The 25,145-nt window shown below is 64.1% G+C and carries 23 protein-coding genes; 14 read left to right on the top strand and 9 right to left on the bottom strand.

Features of this window, described 5'->3' with window-relative positions; genetic code table 11:
* Positions 1-14: 14 nt before the first annotated feature.
* The 6 genes from NKI66_RS23160 to NKI66_RS23135 form a co-directional block, all read right to left on the bottom strand.
* A complete protein-coding gene (locus NKI66_RS23160; RefSeq protein WP_023813662.1) occupies positions 15-761 on the bottom strand; it encodes an FAD-binding oxidoreductase in 747 nt (248 codons plus the stop codon).
* Positions 758-1,369 carry a sulfite oxidase-like oxidoreductase gene (locus NKI66_RS23155; RefSeq protein WP_023813663.1) on the bottom strand — a complete coding sequence of 204 codons (612 nt, stop codon included), beginning with the start codon at positions 1,367-1,369 and terminating at the stop codon, positions 758-760. The genes NKI66_RS23160 and NKI66_RS23155 overlap by 4 nt, the downstream gene beginning before the upstream one ends.
* Before the next feature lie 149 nt (positions 1,370-1,518).
* Positions 1,519-3,039: a DegQ family serine endoprotease gene (locus NKI66_RS23150; protein WP_023813664.1), complete on the bottom strand. Its 1,521-nt coding sequence runs from the start codon at positions 3,037-3,039 to the stop codon at positions 1,519-1,521.
* Between the two features lie 249 nt (positions 3,040-3,288).
* Positions 3,289-4,008 (bottom strand): MBL fold metallo-hydrolase, encoded by a 720-nt coding sequence (locus NKI66_RS23145; protein WP_031213707.1) that lies wholly within the window; start codon positions 4,006-4,008, stop codon positions 3,289-3,291.
* A 44-nt stretch (positions 4,009-4,052) separates the two neighbouring features.
* The gene (locus NKI66_RS23140; RefSeq protein WP_023813666.1) at positions 4,053-5,219 is read right to left on the bottom strand and encodes a diphosphate--fructose-6-phosphate 1-phosphotransferase; all 1,167 of its coding nucleotides are present in this window, start codon (positions 5,217-5,219) and stop codon (positions 4,053-4,055) included.
* A 99-nt stretch (positions 5,220-5,318) separates the two neighbouring features.
* Entirely contained in the window at positions 5,319-6,086 is a 768-nt protein-coding gene (locus NKI66_RS23135) for a L,D-transpeptidase (protein WP_023813667.1), read from the bottom strand.
* Positions 6,087-6,324: 238 nt separating this feature from the next.
* On the opposite strand from NKI66_RS23135, the gene NKI66_RS23130 reads away from it, so the two are divergent.
* Positions 6,325-6,447: a hypothetical protein gene (locus NKI66_RS23130; protein WP_023813668.1), complete on the top strand. Its 123-nt coding sequence runs from the start codon at positions 6,325-6,327 to the stop codon at positions 6,445-6,447.
* Between the two features lie 96 nt (positions 6,448-6,543).
* Positions 6,544-7,167, top strand: a complete 624-nt coding sequence (locus NKI66_RS23125) for a LysE family translocator (protein ID WP_023813669.1) — start codon at positions 6,544-6,546, stop codon at positions 7,165-7,167.
* A gap of 52 nt (positions 7,168-7,219) precedes the next feature.
* Here the strand turns inward: NKI66_RS23125 and NKI66_RS23120 are convergent, their stop codons facing one another.
* Entirely contained in the window at positions 7,220-10,009 is a 2,790-nt protein-coding gene (locus tag NKI66_RS23120; RefSeq protein ID WP_352753097.1) for an autotransporter family protein, read from the bottom strand.
* 226 nt (positions 10,010-10,235) lie between these two features.
* On the opposite strand from NKI66_RS23120, the gene NKI66_RS23115 reads away from it, so the two are divergent.
* On the top strand, positions 10,236-11,558 hold the full coding sequence (locus NKI66_RS23115; RefSeq protein WP_352722540.1) for a tetratricopeptide repeat protein: 1,323 nt from the start codon (positions 10,236-10,238) through the stop codon (positions 11,556-11,558).
* An 82-nt stretch (positions 11,559-11,640) separates the two neighbouring features.
* The gene (gene xylB, locus NKI66_RS23110; protein WP_352722541.1) at positions 11,641-13,095 is read left to right on the top strand and encodes a xylulokinase; all 1,455 of its coding nucleotides are present in this window, start codon (positions 11,641-11,643) and stop codon (positions 13,093-13,095) included.
* A 197-nt stretch (positions 13,096-13,292) separates the two neighbouring features.
* Here xylB and NKI66_RS23105 read toward each other — a convergent pair whose 3' ends face one another.
* A complete protein-coding gene (locus NKI66_RS23105) occupies positions 13,293-13,655 on the bottom strand; it encodes a nuclear transport factor 2 family protein (protein ID WP_023810584.1) in 363 nt (120 codons plus the stop codon).
* 112 nt (positions 13,656-13,767) lie between these two features.
* On the opposite strand from NKI66_RS23105, the gene xylA reads away from it, so the two are divergent.
* The 3 genes from xylA to NKI66_RS23090 all read left to right on the top strand — a co-directional run bounded on the left by xylA (position 13,768) and on the right by NKI66_RS23090 (position 16,203).
* The gene (xylA, locus tag NKI66_RS23100) at positions 13,768-15,093 is read left to right on the top strand and encodes a xylose isomerase (protein ID WP_023810585.1); all 1,326 of its coding nucleotides are present in this window, start codon (positions 13,768-13,770) and stop codon (positions 15,091-15,093) included.
* A gap of 252 nt (positions 15,094-15,345) precedes the next feature.
* Complete coding sequence (locus NKI66_RS23095; RefSeq protein WP_023810586.1) at positions 15,346-15,822, top strand: GNAT family N-acetyltransferase; 477 nt, start codon at positions 15,346-15,348, stop codon at positions 15,820-15,822.
* A 177-nt stretch (positions 15,823-15,999) separates the two neighbouring features.
* Positions 16,000-16,203 (top strand): hypothetical protein, encoded by a 204-nt coding sequence (locus NKI66_RS23090; RefSeq protein WP_023810587.1) that lies wholly within the window; start codon positions 16,000-16,002, stop codon positions 16,201-16,203.
* Positions 16,204-16,217: 14 nt separating this feature from the next.
* Here the strand turns inward: NKI66_RS23090 and NKI66_RS23085 are convergent, their stop codons facing one another.
* A complete protein-coding gene (locus NKI66_RS23085; RefSeq protein WP_023810588.1) occupies positions 16,218-17,198 on the bottom strand; it encodes a GlxA family transcriptional regulator in 981 nt (326 codons plus the stop codon).
* Positions 17,199-17,275: 77 nt separating this feature from the next.
* On the opposite strand from NKI66_RS23085, the gene bcoG reads away from it, so the two are divergent.
* The 7 genes from bcoG to NKI66_RS23050 all read left to right on the top strand — a co-directional run bounded on the left by bcoG (position 17,276) and on the right by NKI66_RS23050 (position 25,117).
* A complete protein-coding gene (bcoG, locus tag NKI66_RS23080) occupies positions 17,276-18,193 on the top strand; it encodes a 3-dehydrocarnitine:acetyl-CoA trimethylamine transferase BcoG (protein WP_023810589.1) in 918 nt (305 codons plus the stop codon).
* Between the two features lie 22 nt (positions 18,194-18,215).
* On the top strand, positions 18,216-18,845 hold the full coding sequence (locus NKI66_RS23075) for an HD domain-containing protein (RefSeq protein ID WP_023810590.1): 630 nt from the start codon (positions 18,216-18,218) through the stop codon (positions 18,843-18,845).
* Entirely contained in the window at positions 18,842-19,945 is a 1,104-nt protein-coding gene (locus tag NKI66_RS23070) for a carnitine 3-dehydrogenase (protein WP_023810591.1), read from the top strand. The genes NKI66_RS23075 and NKI66_RS23070 overlap by 4 nt, the downstream gene beginning before the upstream one ends.
* Before the next feature lie 4 nt (positions 19,946-19,949).
* Positions 19,950-21,113, top strand: a complete 1,164-nt coding sequence (locus NKI66_RS23065; protein WP_023810592.1) for an acyl-CoA dehydrogenase family protein — start codon at positions 19,950-19,952, stop codon at positions 21,111-21,113.
* 3 nt (positions 21,114-21,116) lie between these two features.
* A complete protein-coding gene (locus NKI66_RS23060; protein WP_352753094.1) occupies positions 21,117-23,195 on the top strand; it encodes an acetate--CoA ligase family protein in 2,079 nt (692 codons plus the stop codon).
* Positions 23,188-23,970 carry a carnitinyl-CoA dehydratase gene (locus NKI66_RS23055; RefSeq protein ID WP_352753091.1) on the top strand — a complete coding sequence of 261 codons (783 nt, stop codon included), beginning with the start codon at positions 23,188-23,190 and terminating at the stop codon, positions 23,968-23,970. The genes NKI66_RS23060 and NKI66_RS23055 overlap by 8 nt, the downstream gene beginning before the upstream one ends.
* A 208-nt stretch (positions 23,971-24,178) precedes the next feature.
* Positions 24,179-25,117: an alpha/beta hydrolase gene (locus NKI66_RS23050; RefSeq protein ID WP_352753089.1), complete on the top strand. Its 939-nt coding sequence runs from the start codon at positions 24,179-24,181 to the stop codon at positions 25,115-25,117.
* Positions 25,118-25,145 lie beyond the last annotated feature (28 nt).

Genomic DNA, 25,145 nt, shown 5'->3' with positions numbered 1-25,145 from the left:
AAGGCGGCGTCGGTTCACACTCCGTAGCGTTCGGTGCGAATGATTTCGGCTGCAACGCCGGCATCGATCAGTGCCTGGGCGGCCGCGGAAACGAAGGCGTTGGAGCCGCAGACGAAGGCGATGCCAGGCGGCTCCGGCAGCCGCGTCATGGCTTGCACCATCATCGCGACGTCCACCCGCCGCGCATAGTCGGCTGGACGGCGTGCAGCTTCGCGGGTCAGTGTCAGCACCAGGTCGAAGCCGTCCTGGCGCTCATCGAGAACGATCAGCTCGTCATGAAAGATCACTTCGTCCCAGACCCGGACCGAAAAGACCAGGACGACGGGCACCGCTGAATTACGTGCGGCGCGGTGGCGGAGCATCGACATCAAGGGCACGACGCCCGAACCGCCGCCGACCAGAACAAGCGGCCCACTCTCATCCTCGGGCCAGACGAAATGCCCGCCAAGCGGCCCGCGCAGTTCTATTTCATCGCCCACTGCCGCGACCTCGTGGAAGAAGGGCGAGACCTCGCCATCGTCGAGTTTTTCGATCGCCAGTTCAATTACGCCATGCGTTTCGGGCGCGGAGGCGATGGAATAGGAGCGGCGCGCCTGATAGCCGTCCGGCGCCGTTAGCCTGACGTCGACATGCTGCCCTGCGCGATAGGCGAAGGGCCGAGACGGCTGGAAAAAGAAGCTGGTGACACGCGGCGTGCGCTTTTCGATGCGGACGATGCTGGCTGTTTGCCAGGGCGACTGCACTGCTGCCGCATCGCTCATGGATCATCCGTGTAGCGCTGCTCGCGCCATGGGTCGCCATAGATGTGGTAGCCGCGCAATTCCCAGAAACCGGGCTCGTCGCGCGTGGTGAATTGCAGGCCGTTCAACCATTTGGCCGATTTCCAGAAATAAAGATGCGGCACCAGCAGCCTTGCCGGGCCGCCATGGTCCGGTGTGATCGGCTTGCCTTCGTAGAGCAGCGCCACCATGGCCTTGCCGGCGGTGAGATCCGTGACCGGCACGTTGGTGGTGTAGCCGTCGAACGCGTGCGCCAACGTGAAGCCGGTCGGCGGCTCGACCCCCGCATCGGCAAGGATATCGTCGACCAGCACACCCTGCCACGGCGTGTCGAATTTGGTCCATGCTGTCACGCAATGGATATCGCGTGTCATTTTGGTCATCGGCAGCGCGTTGAACTCGGTCCAGTTCCATTTCTTGATCGGGCGTGGCCCGTGTTTCAGCGTGAAAGACCAATCCTCGGTACGCACGCGCGGCGTCGGACCGGCCGACAGCACCGGGAAACCCTGTTCTAGATACTGGCCTGGCGGGATGCGGGCATCGCCATCGGTTGGCGGGCGCCGTCCTGAAGAGAAACCTCGGGTGACCATAGCGGCAATCCCCATGCGATCAGGCCACTATCGGCCTGACGCAATGTTCTCGAAGATGTCGTGACGGGCAACCTAAATCTTGACGGGCGGAGACCGGCGGGACCGTCACCGATGGACCTGCCGCTCCGCGTGCACGTCAACGCCATTTCTCAGCCATTGGCGAAAGGCACCGCGATGTACATTTGAGCGTCGCCACGCTCGACCAGCAACAGCACCGATTTCCTGCCGGACTTGCCGGCCAAGGCGATCGCCTGGGTTACCTGCCTGGCATTCTTGACCGGCACCTGATTGACGGCAACGATGATGTCGCCGGCCTGTATTCCGGAAGCGGCGGCCGCTTTGTCGGGGTTGACGCTGGCAACCACCGCGCCGTGCTGCTTGCCGGCAAGGTTCATCTGCTGGCGAATGTCGGGTGTTATATCCATCAAGCCGAGCCCTATCGCCGGAGCGCGCCCGGCGCTCGGCGCGTCGGACCCGTCGTCCAGCGACGCGGTCCTCGCATCGGCGCTGTTTTGGCCGACATCGACGGAAATCCGAATCGGCTTGCCTTTGCGCCAGACATCGACCGTTTCCCGGGCGCCCGGCGCGACATCTGCGACCGCCCGCGACAGGTCCTTGGGATCCTTCACGTCCTGCCCGGCAAAGCTGGTGATGACGTCACCCGTCTCGATGCCGGCCTTGGCCGCCGGCGAACCGTCGTTGACCTCTGAAACCAGCGCACCGCCGGAATGGTCGAGCCCGATGGCGCTCGCGACATCCGGCGTCACCTCCTGGATCTGAACGCCGATATAGCCGTACTGGATGGAGCCGCCCTTCATCAGCTTGGCGACCACCTTCTGGGCCTGGCCCGACGGAATGGCAAAACCGACGCCGACGCTGCCGCCATTGGGTGAATAGATCGCCGTGTTGATGCCGACGACATTGCCGGCGACATCCACCAGCGGGCCGCCGGAATTGCCGTGGTTGATCGGCGCGTCGATCTGGATGAAATCGTCGAAAGGCCCACTATGCAGGTCACGGCCGCGCGCCGAGACGATGCCTGCCGTGACGGTGGTGCCGATGCCGAACGGGTTGCCGAAGGCCAGCACCTGGTCGCCTGGCATGAGCTTGTCGGAATCGCCCCATTTGACTGTCGGCAGGGGTTTGTCCGACTTGATCTTGAGTACGGCGAGATCGTTCTTGGCATCGCGGCCGACAAGCTTGGCCGGAAGTTCGGTGCCGTCGTCGAGCGTAACCTTGATCGAAGAGGCGCCATCGATGACGTGATTGTTGGTGACGATGGTACCATCCGCGCCGACGATGAAGCCGGAACCCAGCGCCTCGGCGCGCTGCGGTTGCTGTTGTGGCGGCGTCTTGGGCGTCGGCATGCCCTGGTCACCGAAGAACTGGCGGAAATAGTCATCGAAAGGCGAGCCGCCGTCGAAAGGAGAGGCATCGCTCATCGTTTCAGGCTGTGCCTTCATGACGGTGGTGACCGTCACCACCGCCGGCTTGTCGGCGGCAACGATGGGTGCGAACGAGCCATTGGGCGCGGTGATGCCGGCGACAGGCGTCTGGGTCGTCGGAATAGTGTTGCCCTCGCCTTGGGCGAAAGACATGACGAAGGGGGATATGATCAGCGCAGCGCCCAGCAAGGCCGCGACGCGATGCCTACGAAGGATATCTGACATGGTCGTTTGTCCGGGCGAGAGTTGATCCAGCGCCGTGGCCTCTCCCGTGCGGGGAAAATCGGTCATCGGCGTGTCGAGGTCGCAATTGCCCGTCTCGCCTACATGGCAGCCAACCGGATCGACGGCCTTGCATCTAGGGCGCGGATTCGCCCGATTTAGGGTTTTAGGGCGACCTTACGAAGATTTAATATCCGCACGGCGGCAGCGTCGCAAAGTCGTCGGGCCCCGCCTTGCTGCCTCGCTGGAGCCTCAGCCACCGGCGGTTCGCTCGAGATAGGCCGTGGCAATCTCGCGCATGCGCTTGCCGTCGAAGCTCGGTCCGTGTCCTCCGTGACCGATGCGGATCGGCAAGTCGAGCAGGCGCTGCATCGTGCTGACATAGGCGGCTCGGTCGGAATCCGGCAGGTCGTCGATCAGCATGGCGTCGTAGATGGCATCGCCGCTGAAGAACAGGCCGTCGACCTCGTCGAACAGCGCGATCGAATCCGGTGAATGGCCCGGCAAATGCAGCACGCGAAATTGCCAGTCGCCAAGATCGACGACATCGCCCTCGTCCAGGGTTCGCGTCAAGGGCGCGGGCGGGATCCTGTAGTCGGCCGACTTCCATCCGGGCGCCGGCAGTTTCGAGACGGCACCCTCGAGGTCATGAAACATGTAGGCGTAGGTCGCCGCCTCATCCATGCTCTCGAATTGTTCCGCGCTCATCCTTGGCCCGGCCCGCAACGGGAATTCATGCAGCGAGCCGACATGGTCGAGATGGATGTGGGTGGCGACGACCAGCAGCGGCTTGCCGTCCGCCGGCTCGATCTGCGGCGCCAGCGGACAGATGCCCATGCCGGTGTCGACGAGCAGGTCGGCATCGCGACCGCGCAGATGCCAGATATTGGCCCGAACATAGGCATGCACGAAGGGCTCGGTCAGCATCGTCGTCTTGTCGTCGACGACGCTCCTGCTGAACCAGCCCGGCATCACTGGCATCAAGCGTGAGCCTGACATCAAATTTGAGCCGGGCATCAGACGAAGGGCTTCCCGACCTTGTACTTTTCCGGCACCAGCCGCTTGAGATAGGCCATGCCGGCATCCGACAGCTGATTGACGTCGGGCTTCATGAAGTCATCCGGCATGTGGCGGGTCTTGCCGGCGACGTTCTTGAGCGGCACCTTTTTCAGCACCGTTCTGGTGCCGTCATATTGAAGCGCCACCGAGCCGCCGCCCTGTTCGGCGACGGTGACGGCGAAAGCGCCGGCATCGAAAGCCTCCTGCGCATCGACCGCGCTGATGGCGCCGATATAGCCGCGCGGCATGTAGCCGAGCGCATCGACGCGGGCCCGCTTGCCCGGCAGGCCTTCCGCCAACGCGCGCTCGAGTGCGGCCGGCAGGTCGCTGCCCGACAATTTGACGTTGCCGTGCGCGTCGCGCTCGAGCTTGTCCGGCGGCACCAGGCTTTCGACCAGGGCCTTGCCGTCGGCGGTGCTGACGCCTTCCGAAACGGCGACGATGCAGCGCTTGTGGCGATCGAGCGTGGCACGGACGTCGTCGATGAAGCCGGCGGCTGAGAATGGGCGCTCGGGCACGTAGACGAGGTGCGGGCCGCTGTCGGCGTCGAGCTGCCAGGCGGCCGCGGCCGCGGTCAGGAAGCCCGCATGCCGGCCCATGACGATGCCGACATAGATGCCGGGCAGCGCACGAAAATCGAGATCGACGGACAGGAAGGCGCCGGCGACGAACTCGGCCGCCGAAATGAAGCCCGGCGTGTGGTCGTTTTCCTCGAGATCGTTGTCGATGGTTTTTGGCGCATGGACGAAGGCAATTGAGCCGCCGGCGGCATCGGTCAGGATCTGCTGCGTACCCGACGTGTCGTTGCCGCCGATATAGATGAAGGCGTCGGCGCCGGCCTTCTTCAGGCCGTTGAGGATGACATCGCAATAGGCGGCGTCGGGCTTGTCGCGGGTCGAGCCGAGGGCGGCGCTCGGCGTGCCGGCAATCAGCCGCAGCCGGTCCTCGGGGATGGCGGAAAGGTCGACATAATTGCCGTCACGGATGCCGCGCACGCCATGGATGGAGCCCAGCACCTTGGCACCGGGATGCCGCTTGCGGATCTCCAGCGTCGCTCCGACAACCGTCTGGTTGATGACGGCGGTTGGGCCGCCGCCCTGCGCGATGACAAACGTTCCAGCCATGCTTGATTTCTCCCGGCGCGATGGTTTTCAAAGCACCTTGGCCTGTCTTGCCGCATCGCGCAACGGGAGTTTCGAGCGGCGCCAACACGCCGCATAGCGTCAGACGACGACGACCGGATTTTTCTTGGAGACGCGGCTGTAGAGGTCGATGATGTCCTGGTTGATCAAGCGCACGCAGCCCGACGACATCGCTTGGCCGATGCTCCACCATTCGGGCGAGCCGTGGATGCGGTAGCCGGTGTCCTTGCCGTCCTGGTAGATGTAGAGGGCACGCGCGCCGAGCGGATTGGTGAGGCCGCCGGGCTGTCCGGCTTGCCATTTCACCAGTTCAGGCTTGCGGGCAATCATCTCCGGCGGCGGCGTCCAGGTCGGCCATTCCCTGCCGTACTGGATGTTGGCGCGACCCGACCAGCGGAAACCATCCTTGCCGATGCCGACGCCGTAGCGAATGGCGTCGCCACCCGGCTGGACGAGATAGAGCATGCGCTCCTTGAGATGGACGACGATGGTGCCGGGTGCCTCGCCTGTCGTGTCGACGACGATCTGGCGGCGGAATTCCGGCTTGACCTTCAGATATGGCACTTCCGGCACGTTGAAGCCGCCGTCGGTCAGCCCGGCATACATGACGCCGGGGCTGGTGATGTTCTTGTCGACGCTGATGCTTGGCCGGAACGGCCGCACGGAACCCGTGGTGACGTCGTCGAGCTCGAGCGCCGGCAACACCCCGCCCGAGGTCGAACAACCGGCGGCGCTCAGCAGCGCGAGCGCCCCTGCCCCGGACAGGATGGCACGGCGGGAAAGATGATGATCGGTTTCGATTGCGTCGCCATTTCGCGGCGGCGTCAGACCTTGCGGCAACTCACGCATATACCCAGACCCTACGCTGTCGGCGGGAAGCACGGTCCGGCCGGATAGCGGGCATTTTCATCATTCATGGTTGATAAAGCGTGAAGACCTTGCACAGCCTGCATTTGCGCATGGCCTTGACGATGTCCGACCTTCTTGCCTGGGCTTGAACGAAGGCTGCTGCACAAAAAGACCTCGGTCGGGTCATATTCCCGGCGCCGGCGTTTTTTACTCCTCGAACCATCAGCGAGGGGCCCCCATGTGCAAGACCTTAAAAACCGACATCAAGCTTTTTGCCGCTGCCATTGTCGCGGCGGCAACCGCTCTCGGTGCCAATGTCAGCCTGGCCGATATTGTGAGCACGCTGAACGGCGCGAACTGACACCGATCTGCCGCTGGCGCAGTCAGGGAAATCGCCTCTTTACATTCTCCCGGGTCTAAGGATTTATCCTCTTCTTTAAGCTCAAAGGAGACGAGCATGTCCTTCGAAAACTGGGCCGCCTTCGCCGCCGCGTCGACGATCCTCCTCATCATTCCGGGTCCGACCATCCTTCTCGTCGTGTCCTACGCGCTGGGCCAGGGCTGGCGTACCGCCTTGCCGATGGCCGTCGGCGTGGCGCTGGGCGACTTCACCGCGATGACCTTGTCGATGCTGGGCATCGGCGCGCTGCTGGCGGCTTCGGCGACCGTCTTCACCATCCTGAAGCTGATCGGCGCCGGCTATCTGATCTATCTCGGCGTGAAACTGTTTCGCGCAGGCGGCGCGTTGAAAGCCGAACCGCGCACCGACGCGGTCTCCTCGGCCAAGATGATGGCACACGCCTGGCTGGTTACCGCGCTCAATCCGAAAAGCATCACCTTCTTCGTCGCCTTCCTGCCGCAGTTCCTCGACCGGCACGCCGATTTCTGGACGCAGATGCTGATCTTCGAGACGACCTTCCTGGCGCTCGCCTTCGCCAATGCTTTCGGCTATGCGCTGATCGCCTCACGCGCACGCAACGTGGTGCGCAATCCCAAGGCGATCCGCATCTTCAACCGCACCGGCGGCACGCTGCTGGTTGGCGCCGGCATCGCCACGGTGGCGATGCGTTCCAGCAATTAGGCTCTCTGTCTGGCCGTGACCCCGAAACTGTTTTTCGGGGTCATGACCGGCCTTACCATTTGACGCTGAACCCCAGATTGCCTTCGAGGATCCGACGCTCGTCGCCGCCGAGATTGGTGGTGTAGTCGCCGGTGGCGAAGATGCTGACCTTGTCCGTCACCTTGGCGATCACACCGCCACCGAATTCGAACGAGGTCGATCTGCCCTCGGTGGAGATATCGGTGGTGTCGAAATTGACATGGCTCGTGCCGCCGAAATCGTGCCAGATGTTGGCCTTGAGGTACGGCTGCAGCGCCATGCCATTGATCGTTGTTTCGCCTTGCAGCCGTGCGCCGAGCCGGCCGGTCACGCTGCCGTCCGTATCAAAGGAAACCGAAGCAAAGCGGTCCGACGCATCGTCGAGCGACAGTTGCTGCCAGACCAGTTGCGCCTGCGGTTCAAGCGTCCAGCCTTGCCCCAGCGCGATGGGATAGCCGCCTTCCAGCGAAGCGGTGATGCCGGTCCCGCCGACATCGATGCCGATGTCGCGCGACGATGTTGCGTTTCCGCCGAAGAAGGTGGCCATGAGGACGCCGTCCAGGTACCAGCCACCCTGACCGATCCGGGTCCAGTAGCCGCCGACGCTGGTGCCGTTGATATCCATGCTGCCGACGGACAGATTGTCCCAGCCCAGCGCCTGGCCGCGCACGTCGCCATTCATGCTGGCATAGGCGACGAACAGGCCGGCGCGATCGGTCTGGCCCGACGCGGTTTCGCGGCCGAACAGATCGAAGCCCGCCTGAAGGCCGAACAGGGTGCCGTCGAAGGACGGCGATACCGTTCCTGAATACGCCATCTTGCTGTCCTGACCGAAGATGCGGCCCCAGACCGGCGACAGCTCGGTGTTCGACAACAGGCTCTGCTCGCCGCGCCGTTCGTGGAAGGTGCCGAGCGTCGTCATCGCCAGATGTTCGGCGACCGGCGGCAAGGCCGAATAGACCGGAACCTCGATGCGATAGAGCAGGATCTCCTCGCCCGCCGCTGGTGTCGGTAGGTCGGGCACCTCCGTTGGCACCACCGGCGGCGGCGGGGGGGGATCTGCCACTGGTGCCGGCGGTGGTGCCGGTGGTGTCGCGGGCGGCGGATCGGTCGGCACGACCGGCGGCGCCGGATCAACCGGATCGGGGTCGCCGGGGGTGGATTCCGGCGGCGGCGGCGGCGCAGGGTCGATGGGCGGCGGCGGTGGCGGTTCGGCCGCCGGCGGCTCAGGTTCCGGCGGCGCAGCAGGTTCCAGCACCGGCGGGGCTGCGGCCGGCGGGGCCGGCGTGTTCAGCGTCGAGCGCAGGTACCAGTTCTCCTCGCTGCCGGCGCTGACGCCGCCCTTGAACAGGTAATATTCGAAGGCACCGGCGGCGACCGGGGCGTCGAGCGCAAATGTCGTGGCGCCCGAGGTGGCGCCGTTGATTGCCTGGACGACCATGATGCCGTCCTGCGTGGTCGCAGCCCCCGCGCCGCCGAGATTGACCACGGAGATGCCGGTCGAACCGGAAGCCGTTCCGCTCGACAGGACCAACTTGTCGGATGCGGAGGAATCGTCACCGAGCTCGGTCTGGATAAGCAGCAGGCCACCCAGCCCGACATAATTGCCCGAAATCGTCAGGCTGTCGGTGGCACCGGTACTGCCATTGGTCAGGTCGATGCGGCCGGCATTGGTGACCTGCGCCAACTGACCCGCCGTAAACGCCTGGATCGCCGAATTGAAGCCGCCGCCATAGAGCGTGCTTGCGGCATCGACACTGAGCGAACCTGTGCCGGTGCCGCTATCGCCGAGCACCAGATTGCTGTCCATCGTCAGCTCGGTGTCGTTGGTGGCGTCGATGCTTTCCCAGTTCTGAAGGCGGCTGACCCCATCCAGTTTGACGTTGTCCAGGGTCAGCGCATCGGTGCCGGCACCACCTGATATGGCATCCGTGGCACCGATATTGGCGTTGGTGAGGTTGCTGAGTTCGGCGGTGTCGTTGTCGCCGCCGAGGTCGACGGCGCCATAGATGATGCCGCCGCCATTCCAGACGAAACTGTCGGCGCCAAAGCTCATCAGTATATCGCCACCGACCGTACCGCCGGTGACCGTGACGCTGTCATTGCCGCCGCTGACGCTGATGTTGCCGCCGATGGTGCCGCCCGAGAGGATGATCGTGTCCTTGTCGAAGCCGGTGACGAGGTTGCGGTCGATGGTGCCGCCCGACATGTTGAAATAATTCTGGTCGAGCTTCATGTTGACGCGGCCGATGCGGCCACCGGTCATCACGGCGCGGTCGCCATCGTCAAAGAAATCGACGATGCGTCCGCCGGTCATGGTGAAGGTGTCGAGGCCGTCGCCCTGGTTGAGCGAGCCGATCTGGCCGCCGCTCATGTTGAAGTCGTCGATGCCGGCGCCCTGCTGGACATTGCCGGCGACGGTACCCGCGCCGATAGTGAAGAAATCCGTGCCGCCACCCTGATCGACGGCGCCGGTGATGGTGCCTGACTGCATATCGATGCGGTCCGTGCCTACACCAAAGGTCACGTTGCCTGATATCTGCCCGGTGCCGCCGGCGGGAAAATTCAGCGTGTTGTCGCCATCGGGATCGGCGAGGCTGCCGCCTGAGTCGCCGCTATCACAGGTGTAGACGGTGTTTCCGGCGGATGGACCCAGCACGCATGCGGCAAACGCGGCGGAGTTGGGCAGCAACGCAAAAGCCGTAGTTGAGAGGATGCTAATAAGACACGGGTGTAGCGGCTGCGGCTTTCGCCGTAGCGAAGCAACTGCCACCTGCACATCCTCCGAACGACTGTTCGGAAGTGAGTTCTTCATATGCCGCATCGCGTCCCCTCTCGATTCGCGATTTCCAGCCCCCGCCAGTCGCCGTAATGAAGACACAATTCATTCGATTTTACAAAGCCTAATCTGCCTCGCATGGTTGCTAAACTGCAAAGACTACTCAAATGACCTGGCGTAGCGCGCGGTTGGCGTTGCCGTGGCCCATGCTTTAGGATCGGTTTGGGCCGAAGGATCGAGGGCCTGTCACGGGTCGACAGAAGGACATCGCATGGCAACCAGGGACGCATTCGGCCTGGCACTTTCGGGCGCCACGGAGGCGGGATTCACCCCCTACAGCCAGGCAGTGCGTGAACTGCAGTGCTTCGTCGGCGATCCCGTAGCCTCCGTCGACCGCGCCATCGCGGAAAATCCCGGCTTCGTCATGGCGCATGTCTTCAAGGGTTATCTGTTCGGCCTCGCCACCGAGCGGGAGGCGACGGCCGTGGCCAAGGCCTGCCATGAGACCGCACTGCCGCTTGCCGCGACCACGCGCGAGCGGGCGCATGTCTCGGCCCTCGGGCATCTCGCCGGCGGACGATGGCATCAAGCCAGCCGCATTCTCGAGGACATCACCATCGAGACCCCCCGCGACGGGCTGGCGCTGCAGGTCGGCCACCAGATCGATTTCTTCACCGGCAATGCACGCATGCTGCGCGACCGCATCGCGCGGGCCCTGCCGTCATGGCAAAGCGGCATGCCCGGCTACCACGCCATGCTCGGCATGCAGGCCTTCGGGCTGGAGGAAATGGGTGACTATGTCAGGGCCGAGCAGCTTGGCCGCGCGGCGGTCGACATGGAGCCGCGCGATGGCTGGGCCCAGCACGCCGTCGCCCATGTCATGGAAATGCAGAGCCGGCAAAGGGATGGCATCGCCTGGATGCAGGCCAACCCGGAAGCGTGGACAAGGGAGAGCTTCCTGCAGGTGCACAATTGGTGGCACCTGGCGCTGTTCCATTACGATCTCGGCGAAACCGACGCGGTGCTGGCCCTCTATGACGGCCCTATCTACAGCGTGCAATCGACGATGGCGCTCAACATGGTCGATGCCTCGGCAGTCCTGTGGCGGCTCGCCCTGGGCAGCGTCGATGTCGGCGACCGCTGGGCAGCGCTTGCCGCCAATTGGCGCAAGGCCGGAGCGGGCCTTTATGCCTTCAACGATGCCCACGCGATGATGGCCTTTGTCGGTGCAGGGTTCGATGCGCCGGCCCTCGCTTTGCTCGAGGCGCAGCGCGAGGCCATGCGTGGCAGCGATGACAATGCGGCTTTCACGCGGGATGTCGGCCATCCGCTGACGCTCGCCATCAAGGCATTCGGTGAGGGCAGCTACACCGAGGCCGTGCGCCTGATCCGGCCGATCCGCTCGATCTCCCATCGCTTCGGCGGCAGCCACGCTCAGCGCGATGTTATCGACCTGACGCTGATCGAGGCAGCGTTGCGCGCCGGTGACGGTGCGCTGGCCAGGGCGCTCACGGCGGAGCGTTCGATGGCGCGGCCCGACAGTCCGCTGTCAGCGCTGTTTGTGCGACGCGCCGCCGATTTGTCGGAGAATTGACCCGAAGCGGATCTTGTTTTAAAAACTGGCCAAGTCAGATTTTTTCGAGACCCGAAAAAATTAACTGGCGTGGGAGGAAGACATGTATCTGGGCCTCGATCTCGGGACGTCGGGCGTCAAGGCGCTGCTGATCGATGCCGGGCAAACCGTCATCGGTTCCGGCCACGGTTCGCTTGATGTTTCACGGCCGCATCCCGGCTGGTCGGAACAGAATCCCGAGCACTGGATCCGGGCCTGCGAAGACGCAATCGCCGAACTCAGATCCTCCCATCCGGATGAACTCGCGGCAGTCAAGGGCATTGGCCTGTCCGGGCAGATGCATGGCGCCACGCTGCTCGACGCCGCCGACAAGGTGCTGCGTCCCTGCATCCTGTGGAACGACACGCGCAGCCATGCCGAGGCGGCCGTGCTCGACGCCGATCCGCGCTTCCGCGCCCTGACCGGCAACATCGTCTTTCCCGGTTTCACCGCGCCGAAACTTGCCTGGGTGAAAAACAACGAACCCGCTCTCTTCGCCAAGGTCGCAAAAGTGCTGCTGCCCAAGGACTTCCTGCGGCTCTGGCTTTCGGGCGAACACATTTCGGAAATGTCGGATTCTGCCGGTACCTCCTGGCTCGATGTCGGCAAGCGGCGCTGGAGTACGGACCTGCTCGCAGCGACGTCGCTCGACGAGAGGCAGATGCCGTCGCTGGTTGAGGGTACGCACAAGGCAGGCGCACTGCGCAGCGAATTGGCATCGAAATGGGGCGTCCAGGCCGGCATTCCGATCGCCGGCGGCGCCGGCGACAATGCGGCCTCGGCCTGCGGCATGGGCACGGTCGGCGCCGGCCACGCTTTCGTCTCGCTCGGCACATCGGGCGTGCTGTTTGCCGCCAACGCTTCCTACCTGCCCAACCCGGCTAGCGCGGTTCACACCTTCTGCCACGCCCTGCCGAACACTTGGCATCAGATGGGGGTCATCCTGTCGGCGACGGATTCGCTCAACTGGCTGTCCGAAATCACCGGGAAGAGCGCCGGCGAATTGACCGCTCAGCTCGGCGACACATTGAAGGCGCCCAGCGGCGTGTCCTTCCTGCCTTATCTTTCGGGTGAGCGCACACCCTACAATGATGCCGCCATTCGCGGCGCGTTCACCGGGCTGGCGCATGAATCGAGCCGTGCCGTGCTGACCCAGGCCGTGCTGGAGGGTGTGGCCTTTGCCTTCCGCGACAGCCTCGAAGCCCTGGCCACGGCCGGCACGACCTTGACGCGGGTGACGGCGATCGGCGGCGGCTCGCGCTCGCACTACTGGTTGAAGGCGATTGCCACCGCGCTTCAACTGCCTGTCGACATTCCCGCCGACGGCGATTTCGGCGCCGCCTTTGGTGCCGCACGGCTCGGTCTGATTGCGGCAACGGATGCCGATCCGCTGGCTGTGTGCACGGCGCCCAGGACGGATGCTACCGTTGAACCGGACGCTGCGCTCGCTGGGGCGTATGCGGATGCATATCAGCGCTACCGGTCGCTGTACCCGGCAATTAAGAGCGTGACCGCGTGAGTGAGCGCGAGGCACCCCCCTCTGCCCTGCCGGGCATCTCCCCCGCGGGGGGGGAGATTAGCAGCGTTGGCGGGTATGCCAGTCCTGCAAGGTGGGTGATTGGCGAAGGCGCGGATGCCAACCAATCTCCCCCCTTGCGGGGGAGATGGCCGGTAGGCCAGAGGGGGGCGCTTCACGCCCGCCTCCCCCAGAAGTCCTTACTGCGCAGGCACCTTGTCGAGAAAGCCGGTGACGCTCCTCAGGCGGCCGTTCTCGATGATTCCGATGTCGGTACCTTCGATCACCGAAGGCGTCCCCTCAGGTCCGAGGTTCCACGAGAAGCGGATCTTGTCGGCAAAACCATCCGGCGTGCCCTTCAGCGAGAACCGGAAGCCGGCAAAGCGCTGCTGCACGCCGTCGATCAGAGCCGTGACGCCTTCATGGCCGTCGCCCTGCATGAGCGGATCACGATAGCTGACGTCTTCCGTGAAGGTCGCCTTGAGCAATTCGGCCCGGCGGCCGGCATCGCTTTCGTTCCAGGCGGTGATGTAGTTTTCAGCGATCTTGGTGAGGTCGGTCATGGTCTGTCTCCTTCGTTTGGTGGCTTTGACATGACCTTTTTCGACCAGCGCTGGCCTGAAACCAATTACGCCTGAGGTAATGGCGGCAGAACTTTGTGAGAGGACAGAAATCATGAGCAGCGGATTCTTCGGCGACATCAAGAAAATCAAATATGAAGGGCCGGATTCGACCAATCCGCTGGCCTATAGGTTCTACAATCCCGACGAGGTCGTCGCCGGCAAGCGGTTGGAAGATCATCTGCGCTTCGCCGTGGCCTACTGGCACTCCTTTGCCTGGCCGGGCGGCGATCCGTTCGGCGGCCAGACCTTCGACCGGCCGTGGTTTCCCAAGGCAGGCGGCACCGACACGATGGAGCTGGCAAAACTGAAAGCGGACGTCGCCTTCGAGATGTTCTCGCTGCTCGGCGCGCCCTATTTCTGCTTCCATGACGCCGATGTGCGGCCGGAGGGCAAGGACTTTTCCGAAAGTGCCGCGCGCCTCGACGAGATCGCCGATTACTTCGCGGGCAAGATGAAGCAGACCGGCGTCAAGCTGCTTTGGGGCACCGCCAATCTGTTCTCCAATCGCCGCTTCATGTCGGGTGCGGCCACCAATCCCGATCCGGACGTCTTTGCCTACGCGGCGGCGACGGTAAAAAGCTGCATCGACGTCACCAAGCGGCTGAAGGGCGAAAACTACGTGCTGTGGGGCGGGCGCGAAGGCTATGAGACGCTGCTCAACACCGACCTCGCGCGCGAGCAGGAACAGGCCGGCCGGTTCCTCAGCATGGTCGTCGACTACAAGCACAAGATCGGTTTCAAGGGCACGATCCTGATCGAGCCGAAGCCGCAGGAGCCGACCAAGCATCAGTACGATTACGATGTCGCCACCGTCTACGGCTTCCTCAAGCGCTTCGGGCTGGAGAAGGAGGTCAAGGTCAATATCGAGCAGGGCCACGCCATCCTGGCCGGCCATTCCTTTGAGCACGAACTGGCTCTGGCCAATGCGCTCGGCATTTTCGGTTCGATCGATATGAACCGCAACGACTACCAGTCGGGCTGGGACACCGACCAGTTCCCCAACAACGTGCCGGAAATGGCGCTGGCCTACTATCAGGTCCTGCAGGCCGGCGGCTTCAAGACCGGCGGCACCAATTTCGACGCCAAGCTGCGCCGCCAGTCGCTCGATCCGCAGGACCTGCTGATCGGCCATATCGGCGGCATGGATTCTTGCGCACGCGGCCTGAAAGCCGCGGCCGGCATGGTCGAGGACAAGGCGCTATCGGCGCCGCTGGCCGAACGTTATGCCGGCTGGAACACGGCCGAGGGCAAGGCGATGCTCGCCGGCAAGCGCACGCTGGAGGATATCGCCGAGCGCGTCGTCAAGAAGAAGATCGAGCCGCAGCCGAGGTCCGGTCGCCAGGAACTGCTGGAAAATATCGTCAACCGCTACGTGTAAGGCGCGCGCCGCTCCATCTCTGGACCGACATCCGACACCACTGGCTGAAAGCCGCCGCCATCGCCATCTGCTAGTCAGCCCACTTCGCACGAGGCTGCCGAGGATCGCACAGATCTTCGGCAGCCAGCGTGTGATCAAGATGCCACGCGTGCCGCCGAAAGAGGGCCCGTGCGGCAGCCTTTATTTTATGCATGTCGCCATCCCAAAATCGCTGTGCGCTTTTGGGCGACATGCATTGGCGGGAGACGGAAAATGGCAGAGGATCGAACCATCGTGCGCCCGGCGCAGGCGAGCGATATTCCGGCGTTGAAGCAGGTGCTGCATGAAACCTTCGAAGGCACATGGCTGCCGAACATCACCGAAGCAGCGGCGCGGCGCTATGTCGAGACGGATATTGGCGGGCGCTATGTCGACCAGAGCTGGCCTGAATTCGCCGTTGCCGAGATCGATGGCGAGGTCGCCGGCCTGATCCATTGGCGCGCGGATTTCATCGAGGCCCTGCACGTGACGGCATCCCGTCAAGGGCAAGGTGTCGGCCGCAAGCTGCTTTCCCACGCCGAACAGGCGATCGGCGCCGCCGGATTGGCGCAGGCGCGGCTGGAAACCGACACGTTCAATCTGCCCGCACAAGCACTCTACAAGGCGGTCGGCTATATCGAGAAAAACCGCTATCCAGACGACGAATGGGACAGTGGCTTCACCACGGTGCTGTTCGAAAAGCGGCTGTAGATCTCTCCTTGACCTGACCTGCCAAGGCGCAGGAACAGCTTTGCGCATTGCCCGGTCCCGCGACATGGTTTTGCCCTTCGACGCCCTTCAATGACCTCGCTCTTGCCTTCAAACTGCCGTCACGAATCTCGTATAAGACTGGCTCGTGGCGGGAGAGGAAGAAGGAGGCGAACCGATATGCAGAACGAACGTGAAATCGACGCCCTGCTCTCACCTGGCGAGGCCGGATCGATCATCGACCGGCTGATGGCGATGCCGAGGAAATCCGACGACGCCAAGATTGCGAACGAATGGGATCGCGCTGTCGCCAGCCGCTTCGAGACCCGTCTGGCCAGGCAGATGCGCTCGCAGATCGACGGCGACCGTCAGAACGCGGCGTGATCGCCCGTTGAAACCTACCCCCTCCGCAATCTGACCGGCGCTTCGCCGAAAGTCCTTGAAAACGCTCTCGAAAATGCGGCGGCGGACGAGAACCCGGTCCGCCCGGCAATATCGGCCATGGCAACCCTCGTATCGACCACCAGCCGGCGCGCGGCGCCGAGGCGCAGCCTGAGGTAATAGGCGCCCGGTGTCTCGCCGATAGATTTGCGAAAGATGCTTTCCAGCGTCCGTGCCGTCACCCCGGCACGCTTTGCCACCGCCTCTATGGTCAGAGGCTGGTCGACATGCGCTTCCATCAGCCGGATCGCATGCGCCAGCCGCGGATCGTAGCCGTCGAGCCGGCCGAGCGAGACCAGCGGCTGTGCGTCGGTGGCGGCGCGCGCCTGGTCATAGATGAAGACGCTGGCGACATCGAGCGCCACCGCCATGCCGAGCCGCGTGCGGATGAGATGCAGCATCAGGTCGAAGGTCGGCGAAGCGCCGCCCGAGGTGAACACCGGCCCGTCGATGACGTAGCGATCCGGGCGGACATCGACGCCAGGGAAGGCCGAGGAAAAATCCTCCATGTCCTCCCAGTGGGTGGTGGCGCTGCGCCCTTCCAGCAGGCCGGCGCGTGCCACCAGCCAAGTGCCCGCCTCGACACCGCCGCAAGCACGCGCCGTGCGTGCGGCCCGGCGCAGTCCGGACAACAAAGCCGAAGTTGCATAGTTCTGGGTGCCGAAGCCGGCGACGACGACAAGGACGTCGGTTGGCTCGCCCGCGTCGAAACGGCCACTGACCGCCACCGGCAGGCCGCATGTGGTGACCGGAGCCTCGCCGGTCACCGAGACCAGCCGAAAATCGAACAGGGTCTCGCCGGAGATACGGTTGGCGGCGCGCAGCGGATCGACGGCCGAGGCCACGCACATGATCGACGAGCCGGAAAACACCAGCAGCGTCACCTTGAGCGGCAGACGCTCGGCGCGAAAGATCGTCGGTTTTTCGCTTTTTGTCATGGAAGCTTCGTAAAGCGCAAAACAGTTTCCGGCAAGTCGGGCATTGTTGTGGTCTGTTTCTATCGGAGGAGAGTTCCATGCCGCTTGCGATGAACCGTGAGGTCTTCATTACCTGTGCCGTGACCGGGTCCGGCGGGTCGCAGGACCGCAGCCCGCATGTGCCACGCTCGCCCAAGCAGATCGCCGATTCCGCCATCGACGCAGCCAAGGCGGGTGCGGCGATCGTGCACTGCCATGTGCGCGATCCCGAAACCGGCAAGCCGAGGCGCGATGTGCATCTCTACCGCGAAGTGACCGAGCGCATCCGCGCGGCGGAAGTCGACGTCATCCTGAACCTGACCGCCGGCATGGGCGGCGACATGGTGTTCGGATCGCCGGAAGCGCCGCTGCCGCTCAACGAAAAAGGCACCGACATGGGCGGCGCCACCAACCGCATGGAACATGTGCGCCAGTGCCTGCCGGAAATCTGCACGCTCGACTGCGGCACCATGAATTTCGCCGAAGCCGACTATGTCATGACCAACACGCCCGGCATGCTGCGCGCCATGGGCGGCATGATGACGGCGCTCGGCGTCAAGCCGGAGATCGAGGCTTTCGACACCGGTCATCTGTGGTTCGCCAAGCAGCTGGTCGAGGAAAAAGTACTCAACCCTGATGCGCTGGTGCAGCTCTGCATGGGCGTGCCGTGGGGTGCGCCTGACGACCTCAACACCTTCATGGCCATGGTCAACAATGTCCCGTCCACCTGGAACTGGTCGGCCTTCGCCATCGGCCGCAACCAGATGGCCTATGCCGCGGCGGCGGTGCTGGCTGGCGGCAATGTCAGGGTAGGTCTCGAAGACAATCTGTGGCTCGACAAGGGCGTGCTGGCGACCAATGCGCAGCTGGTCGAGCGTGCCGCCAGCATCGTCACCAATCTCGGCGCCAGGATTCTTGGGCCGGAAGAGGTGCGGCAAAAGCTCAACCTCACCAAGCGGGCGCCGATCGCGGCATAAATTATTCATCGGGAGGGTCGGCATGACTACCGTAAAATTCACCGCGATGAAGGATGGCGACCGGGACGACTACGAGTTCCTGACCGCGCATGAGATCGACTATGCGGCAAGGACAGGCGAGCGGCTGCTCGATGCGCTGGTGCAGCTCGACGCGGGCCTGTCGGGCTACAAGATCACCCGGCTCGGCCATTCGCTGCAGGCGGCGACGCGTGCCTGGCGCGACGGCGCCGACACCGACTGGATCGCCTGCGCGCTGCTGCACGACATCGGCGACATTTACGCGCCATACAATCACGACGAATATGCCGCTTCGATCCTGAAACCCTTCGTGCGCGAACAATGCACCTGGGTGGTGGAAAAGCATGGCGACTTCCAGCGGCTCTACTATGCCCATCATCTGGGCGGTAACCGCCATGCGCGCGACCGCTTTGCCGGCCACGCCTATTTCGACGATTGCGACCAGTTTTGCGAACGCTGGGACCAGTCGAGCTTCGACCCCGACTATGACACCCTGCCGATCGAATTCTTCCGGCCCTTCGTGCTCGAAGCCTTTGCCCGCAAGGCCTACGACCCGTCCGTGATCCGCGCCGGCGAACGCGTGCCGCTCATAGATCCCACAACCGCCATGACCAGAACCGGAGCTTCCGCATGAGCATCATCAACAAGGCAGCCGCCATCGGTGGCGGCGTCATCGGCGCCGGCTGGGTGGCGCGGCTGCTGCTCAACGGCATCGACGTGTCGATCTTCGATCCCGATCCCGAGGCGTCGCGCAAGGTCGGCGAAGTGATGAAGGGCGCGCGCCGCGCCTACAAGCAGATGGTGCCCGGCGGCCTGCCCAAGGAGGGCAAGCTGACCTTCGCCAAGACCATCGCCGAGGCAGTGGCCGATGCCGATTTCATTCAGGAAAGCGTGCCGGAACGGCTCGACCTCAAGCACCGGGTGCTCGCCGAGATCGATACCCACGCGCCGGCCAATGCGATTGTCGGCTCATCGACCTCCGGCATCAAGCCGACCGACATGCAGGTGGCGATGAAGAAGCATCCGGAGCGGCTGGTCGTCGGCCATCCGTTCAACCCGGTCTATCTCCTGCCGCTGGTCGAGATCGTGGGCGGCGAGCAGACCTTTCCCGAGGCGATCGAGGTCGCCAAGGAGATGTATGCCTCGATCGGCATGAAGCCGGTCGTCATCCGCAAGGAGATCGAGGCCTTCGTCGGCGACCGCCTGCTCGAAGCGGCATGGCGCGAGGCGCTGTGGCTGATCAAGGACGGCATCTGCACGGTCGAGGAACTCGACGACATCATGCGCTACGGCTTCGGCCTGCGTTGGGCGCAGATGGGCATGTTCCAGGTCTATCGCGTCGCCGGCGGCGAGGCCGGCATGCGCCACTTCATGGCGCAGTTCGGGCCCTGCCTGAAATGGCCATGGACCAAGCTGATGGATGTGCCGGAGTTCAACGACGAGTTGGTCGACCTGATCGCCACGCAGTCGGACGACCAGGCGCATGGCCTGTCGATCCGCGAACTGGAAAAGATCCGCGACGACAATCTGGTCGCCATCATGGATGCGCTGTCGAAGCAGAACAAAGGCAAGGGCTGGGGCGCCGGCGCCCTGCACAAGGACTATACCAGGCAGTTGGCCAAGCTGGCGGCGAAGAAGCCCACGGCCTCCAAGGCGGCCGAGAAGGCCAAAGCCTTGAAACCGGTCAAGAGAGCCGAAAAGCCGAAGAAAAAGACCGGCAAGAAGAAAGGCTGAGAGCATGGATTTCGGGCTGTCGGAGGAACAGAGGCTCATCGTCGAGACGACGCGTGCGTTCGTCGAGAACGAGCTTTACCCGCATGAGCGCGAGGTCGAGCGCACCGGCGTGCTGCGCCGCGACCTGATCGAGGAGATCAAGGTCAAGGCGATCGAAGCCGGGCTCTATGCCGCCAACATGCCGGCCGATGTCGGCGGCGCTGGCCTGGATACGGTGACCTGGCTGCTCTACGAAAAGGAACTCGGCCGCGCCAACTATGCGCTGCACTGGACCTGCGTGGCGCGGCCCTCCAACATCCTCTTGGCCGGCACGCCCGAGCAGCGCGAGAAGTATCTGTTCCCCTGCATCCGCGGCGAGAAATGGGACTGTCTGGCGATGACCGAGCCGGGCGCAGGCTCCGATTTGCGCGGCATGAAGGCGACGGCGGTGCAGGACGGCGACGACTGGGTGCTGAACGGCACCAAGCATTTTATCTCCCACGCCGACCTCGCCGACTTTGCCATCGTTTTCATGGCCTCAGGCGAAGAGGATTCGCCGCGCGGCAAACGCAAGAAGATCACCGCCTTCTTCGTCGACAAAGGGACGAAGGGCTTCACCGTCCGCGATGGCTACCGCAACGTCTCGCATCGCGGCTACACCAACGCCATCCTCGAATTCGACGATTGCCGGCTGCCCGCCGCCCAAGTGTTGGGCGAAGTCCACAAGGGTTTCGACGTCGCCAATTCCTGGCTCGGCGCCACCCGGCTGCAGGTCGGCGCCACCTGCCTCGGCCGCGCCGAGCGGGCGCTTGGCCATGCCGTCGAATATGCCGCGCAGCGCCAGCAATTCGGCCAGCAGATCGGCAAGTTCCAGGGCGTATCGTTCAAGCTTGCCGACATGGCGACCGAACTGAAGGCCGCCGACCTGATGGTGTTCGAAGCCGGCTGGAAGTACGATCAGGGCACAGTCACCGACCAGGACATGGCCATGGCCAAACTGAAGGCCACCGAAATGCTTGCATACGTTGCCGATGAAGCGATCCAGATCCATGGCGGCATGGGGCTGATGGACGATTTGCCGCTGGAGCGCATCTGGCGCGACGCCCGCGTCGAGCGCATCTGGGAGGGCACGTCGGAAATCCAGCGCCACATCATTTCACGGGCGCTGCTGCGTCCGTTTGGGGCATAACATATGCATAAACTTGAGCGTCTCCTGCGGCCGAAGTCGATTGCCGTATTCGGCGGTGCGCAGGCTGCAGCCGTCGTCGCGCAATCGATCAAGATGGGCTTTGCCGGCGAGATCTGGCCGGTGCATCCGACCAAGGACGAGGTCGCCGGCCGCAAGGCCTATCGCTCGGTCGCCGACCTGCCGGCCGCGCCGGACGCCGCCTTTGTCGGCGTCAACCGGCATTTGACCATAGAGGTGGTCAAGGCGCTGGCCGAACGCGGCGCCGGCGGCGCCGTCTGCTTTGCCGCCGGCTTCCTCGAAACCGAGGCCTATGACGACGACGGCGAGCGGCTGCAGGCCGAGCTGGTCGGGGCGGCCGGCTCGATGCCGATCATCGGGCCGAATTGCTACGGCCTGATCAATTATGCCGACGGCGCGCTTCTGTGGCCCGACCAGCATGGCGGGATAAGACTGGCCGAGGGCGGCAAGGGCGTCGCCATCATCACCCAGTCCTCCAACATCGCCATCAACATGACGATGCAAAGGCGCGGCCTGCCGATCGCCTTCCTGATGACCGCCGGCAACCAGGCGCAGACCGGCCTGTCCGAAATGGCGCTCGGCCTGATCGAGGACGAGCGGGTCACGTCGCTCGGCCTGCATATCGAGGCTTTCGATTCGGTAGCCGGCTTCGAGCGGCTGGCGGCACGGGCGCGCGAGCTGAAGAAGCCGATCATCGCCATGAAGGTCGGCCGTTCCGAACAGGCCAGGCAGGCGACTGTCTCGCATACCGCCTCGCTGGCCGGCTCGGACGCGGCCTCGGGTGCGTTCCTGCGGCGGCTCGGCATTGCGAGAGTCGATTCGATCCCCGCCTTCATCGAGGCGCTGAAGCTGCTGCACATCACCGGCCCGCTGCCAGGCTATAGGCTGTCGTCGATGAGCTGCTCCGGCGGCGAGGCCTCCGTCATGGCCGACAGCGCCGAAGGGCGCTGGGTCAATTTCCCTGTGCTGATCGACAGCCACCGCGCCCATGTCAAATCGACGCTCGGGCCGCTGGTCGCGGTCGCCAACCCGCTCGACTATCACACCTTCATCTGGAACAACGAGCCGGCGATGACCGCCACCTTCACCGCCATGGTGTCGGGCGGCTTCGACCTCAACATGCTGGTGCTCGATTTCCCGCGCCCCGACCGCTGCTCGGTCACCGATTGGTGGGCGACGCTGCGCGCCTTCGAATCGGCACTGAAGACCAATAAAGCGCACGGCGCGATCGTCTCCTCGCTGCCGGAGAACCTGCCGGAGGAATACACCGCCGAGTTGATGGCACGCGGCATGGTGCCGTTGTTCGGCATTTCCGAAGCCATGGACGCCGCCCAGGCGGCAGCCTTCATCGGCTGGGCGTGGCACGAGCCGCAGGCGCAGCCGATCGACACGTCCGCATCCGGTGCGCCTGGCGGTGACCACGTCACGCCCGATGAGGCCGAGGCGAAGTCACGGCTGATCAAGGCCAGCCTGCCGGTGCCGAAGGGCGAACGCGCCGCCAATGCGGTCGAGGCGGTGATCTCGTCCATGGCGCTCGGCTTCCCGGTGGCGCTGAAGGCGCTCGGCGTCACTCACAAATCCGAAGTTGGCGCTGTCAGGCTCAATCTCAGGGATGCCGAATCCGTCAGCACCGCAGCGCATGACCTGCTGCCGCTCGGCACCGGGCTCTATGTCGAGCGCATGGTGCGCGACGGTGTCGCCGAACTCATTGTCGGCTTCACCCGCGATCCGATGTTCGGCGCGGTGATGACGCTCGGCACCGGCGGCGTGCTGGTCGAATTGTTGCGCGACAGCGTCACGCTGATGCTGCCGGCGACGCGCGACGATATTGAGGCGGCGCTTCGCGGCCTGAGACTGTTCCCGCTGCTCGAAGGCTATCGCGGCCGGCCGAAAGCCGATGTCGCCGCTGCCATCGACGCCATCTCGGGCATTGCCGCCTTCGTGCAGCAGAATGCCGGCGAGATCGAGGAACTCGACATCAACCCGCTGATCGTCTGCGCCGAAGGCAAGGGCGCCTGGATCGCCGACGCACTGCTGGTGCTGGGAGACAAGAAGAATGTCTGACGTCATTTCGACCCGCCGCGAGGGCACCATCCTCGAAGTCACGCTCGACCGGCCCAAGGCCAACGCCATCGACCTGAAGACCTCGCGGCTGATGGGCGAGACCTTCAAGGCATTCCGAGACGATCCGGAATTGCGCGTCGCCATCGTCAAGACCGCAGGCGACAAGTTCTTCTGCGCCGGCTGGGATTTGAAGGCCGCTGCAGGCGGCGATGCGGTCGACGGCGACTATGGCGTCGGCGGCTTTGCCGGGCTGCAGGAACTGCGCGACCTCAACAAGCCGGTGATCGCTTGCGTCAACGGCATGGCGGTCGGCGGTGGCTTCGAGCTGGCGCTGTCCTGCGACCTCATCTACGCCTCGGACCATTCCTCCTTCGCGCTGCCCGAAATCCGCGCCGGTACGCTGGCCGACGCGGCGACGATCAAACTGCCGAAGCGCATCCCCTATCATGTCGCCATGGACCTTCTGCTCACCGGCCGCTGGATGGATGTCACTGAAGCGCATCGCTGGGGCCTGGTTAACGAAGTGCTGCCCAAGGAAAAGCTCGAGGAGCGCGTCTGGGAGATCGCCCGGTTGCTCGCCAGCGGCCCGCCGCTGGTGTTTGCCGCGATCAAGGAAACGGCGCGGGTGGCGGAATCGCTGACTTTCCAGGACGCGATGAACAGGGTGACGCGCCGGCAGCTGCCGACGGTCGATGCGCTCTACGGCTCCGAGGACAATATGGAAGGCTTTCGTGCGTTTGCGGAAAAGCGCGATCCGGTGTGGAAGGGGAAGTAGTGGGAACGATGGCGTCCCGTCACACCCCCCTCTGCCCTGCCGGGCATCTCCCCCGCAAGGGGGGAGATTGGATGTCGTTTCTGCTTTCGCCAATCGTCAACGTTGCAAGAAGAGCACCGCGATCGAAACTGCCAATCTCCCCCCTTGCGGGGGAGATGGCCGGCAGGGCAGAGGGGGGTGCCCAGGTTCGACTTCGGCAGCCTCACTCATGACCGACTACAAAACCCTCATCGACGCCGAGACCTGGGCCTTTATCGAGCGGACGAATTCCTATTACCCGCCCGATACGATCGGCTACACGATCGCGCAGCAGCGCGAGATCTACGACCGCATGTGCCGCGAATTCTTTGCCGGCCATCCCGACGGCGTTGCGGTCGAAACCTCCGCAATTTCAACCCTCACGCACGACATCCCGATCCGCATCTACCGAAGCGCGCCGCAGGCGGCAGTGACGGTGCTTTATGCCCATGGCGGCGGTTTCATCCTCGGCGGACTGGACAGCCATGACGATGTCTGCGCCGAGCTGTGCGCCCGCACCGGCTATGAGGTGGTCTCGGTCGACTACCGGCTGGCGCCGGAACATCTGCATCCGGCCGCCTTCGACGATTTGATGAGCGCCTTCGAATGGGCCGCCGCCAATCGCGATTATCCTATCGTGCTCTGCGGCGACAGCGCCGGCGGCAATCTCTGCGCCGCCGTCAGCCATGCCACACGTGACCATTCGAAAAGGCCCGTTGGCCAGGTGCTGATCTATCCCGGCCTCGGCGGCGACCGGTCGCAAGGATCGTACATAACGCATGCCGAAGCGCCGATGCTGACCACGCGCGATCTCGAATTCTACAAGAACATCCGCACCGGCGGGCAAGACGGCACCGGCGACATCACGCAGTCGCCGCTTGCCGATGCCGATTTTGCCAACCTGCCGCCGACCGTGCTGATCACCGCGCAATGCGATCCCCTGTCGTCCGACGGCGAAGCCTATCGCGACCGCATCGTCGCGGCCGGCGGACGGGCATATTGGTTCGAGGAACCGGGGCTGGTGCATGGCTATCTCCGAGCCCGGCACACGGTCAGCCGCGCCCGAGTTAGCTTCACCCGGATCACTGAGGCGGTGGCCGCCCTTGGACAGGGCGCCTGGCTCTGGTGAGCGGTTTTATCGTCTCGCGGTTTTGGGC

The sequence above is a fragment of the Mesorhizobium sp. M0518 genome (genome assembly GCF_040321125.1).
Classification (GTDB): Bacteria; Pseudomonadota; Alphaproteobacteria; order Rhizobiales; family Rhizobiaceae; genus Mesorhizobium.
Note: the sequence above shows the minus strand (reverse complement) of the source record. Positions and strands in the feature narration are given on the sequence as shown.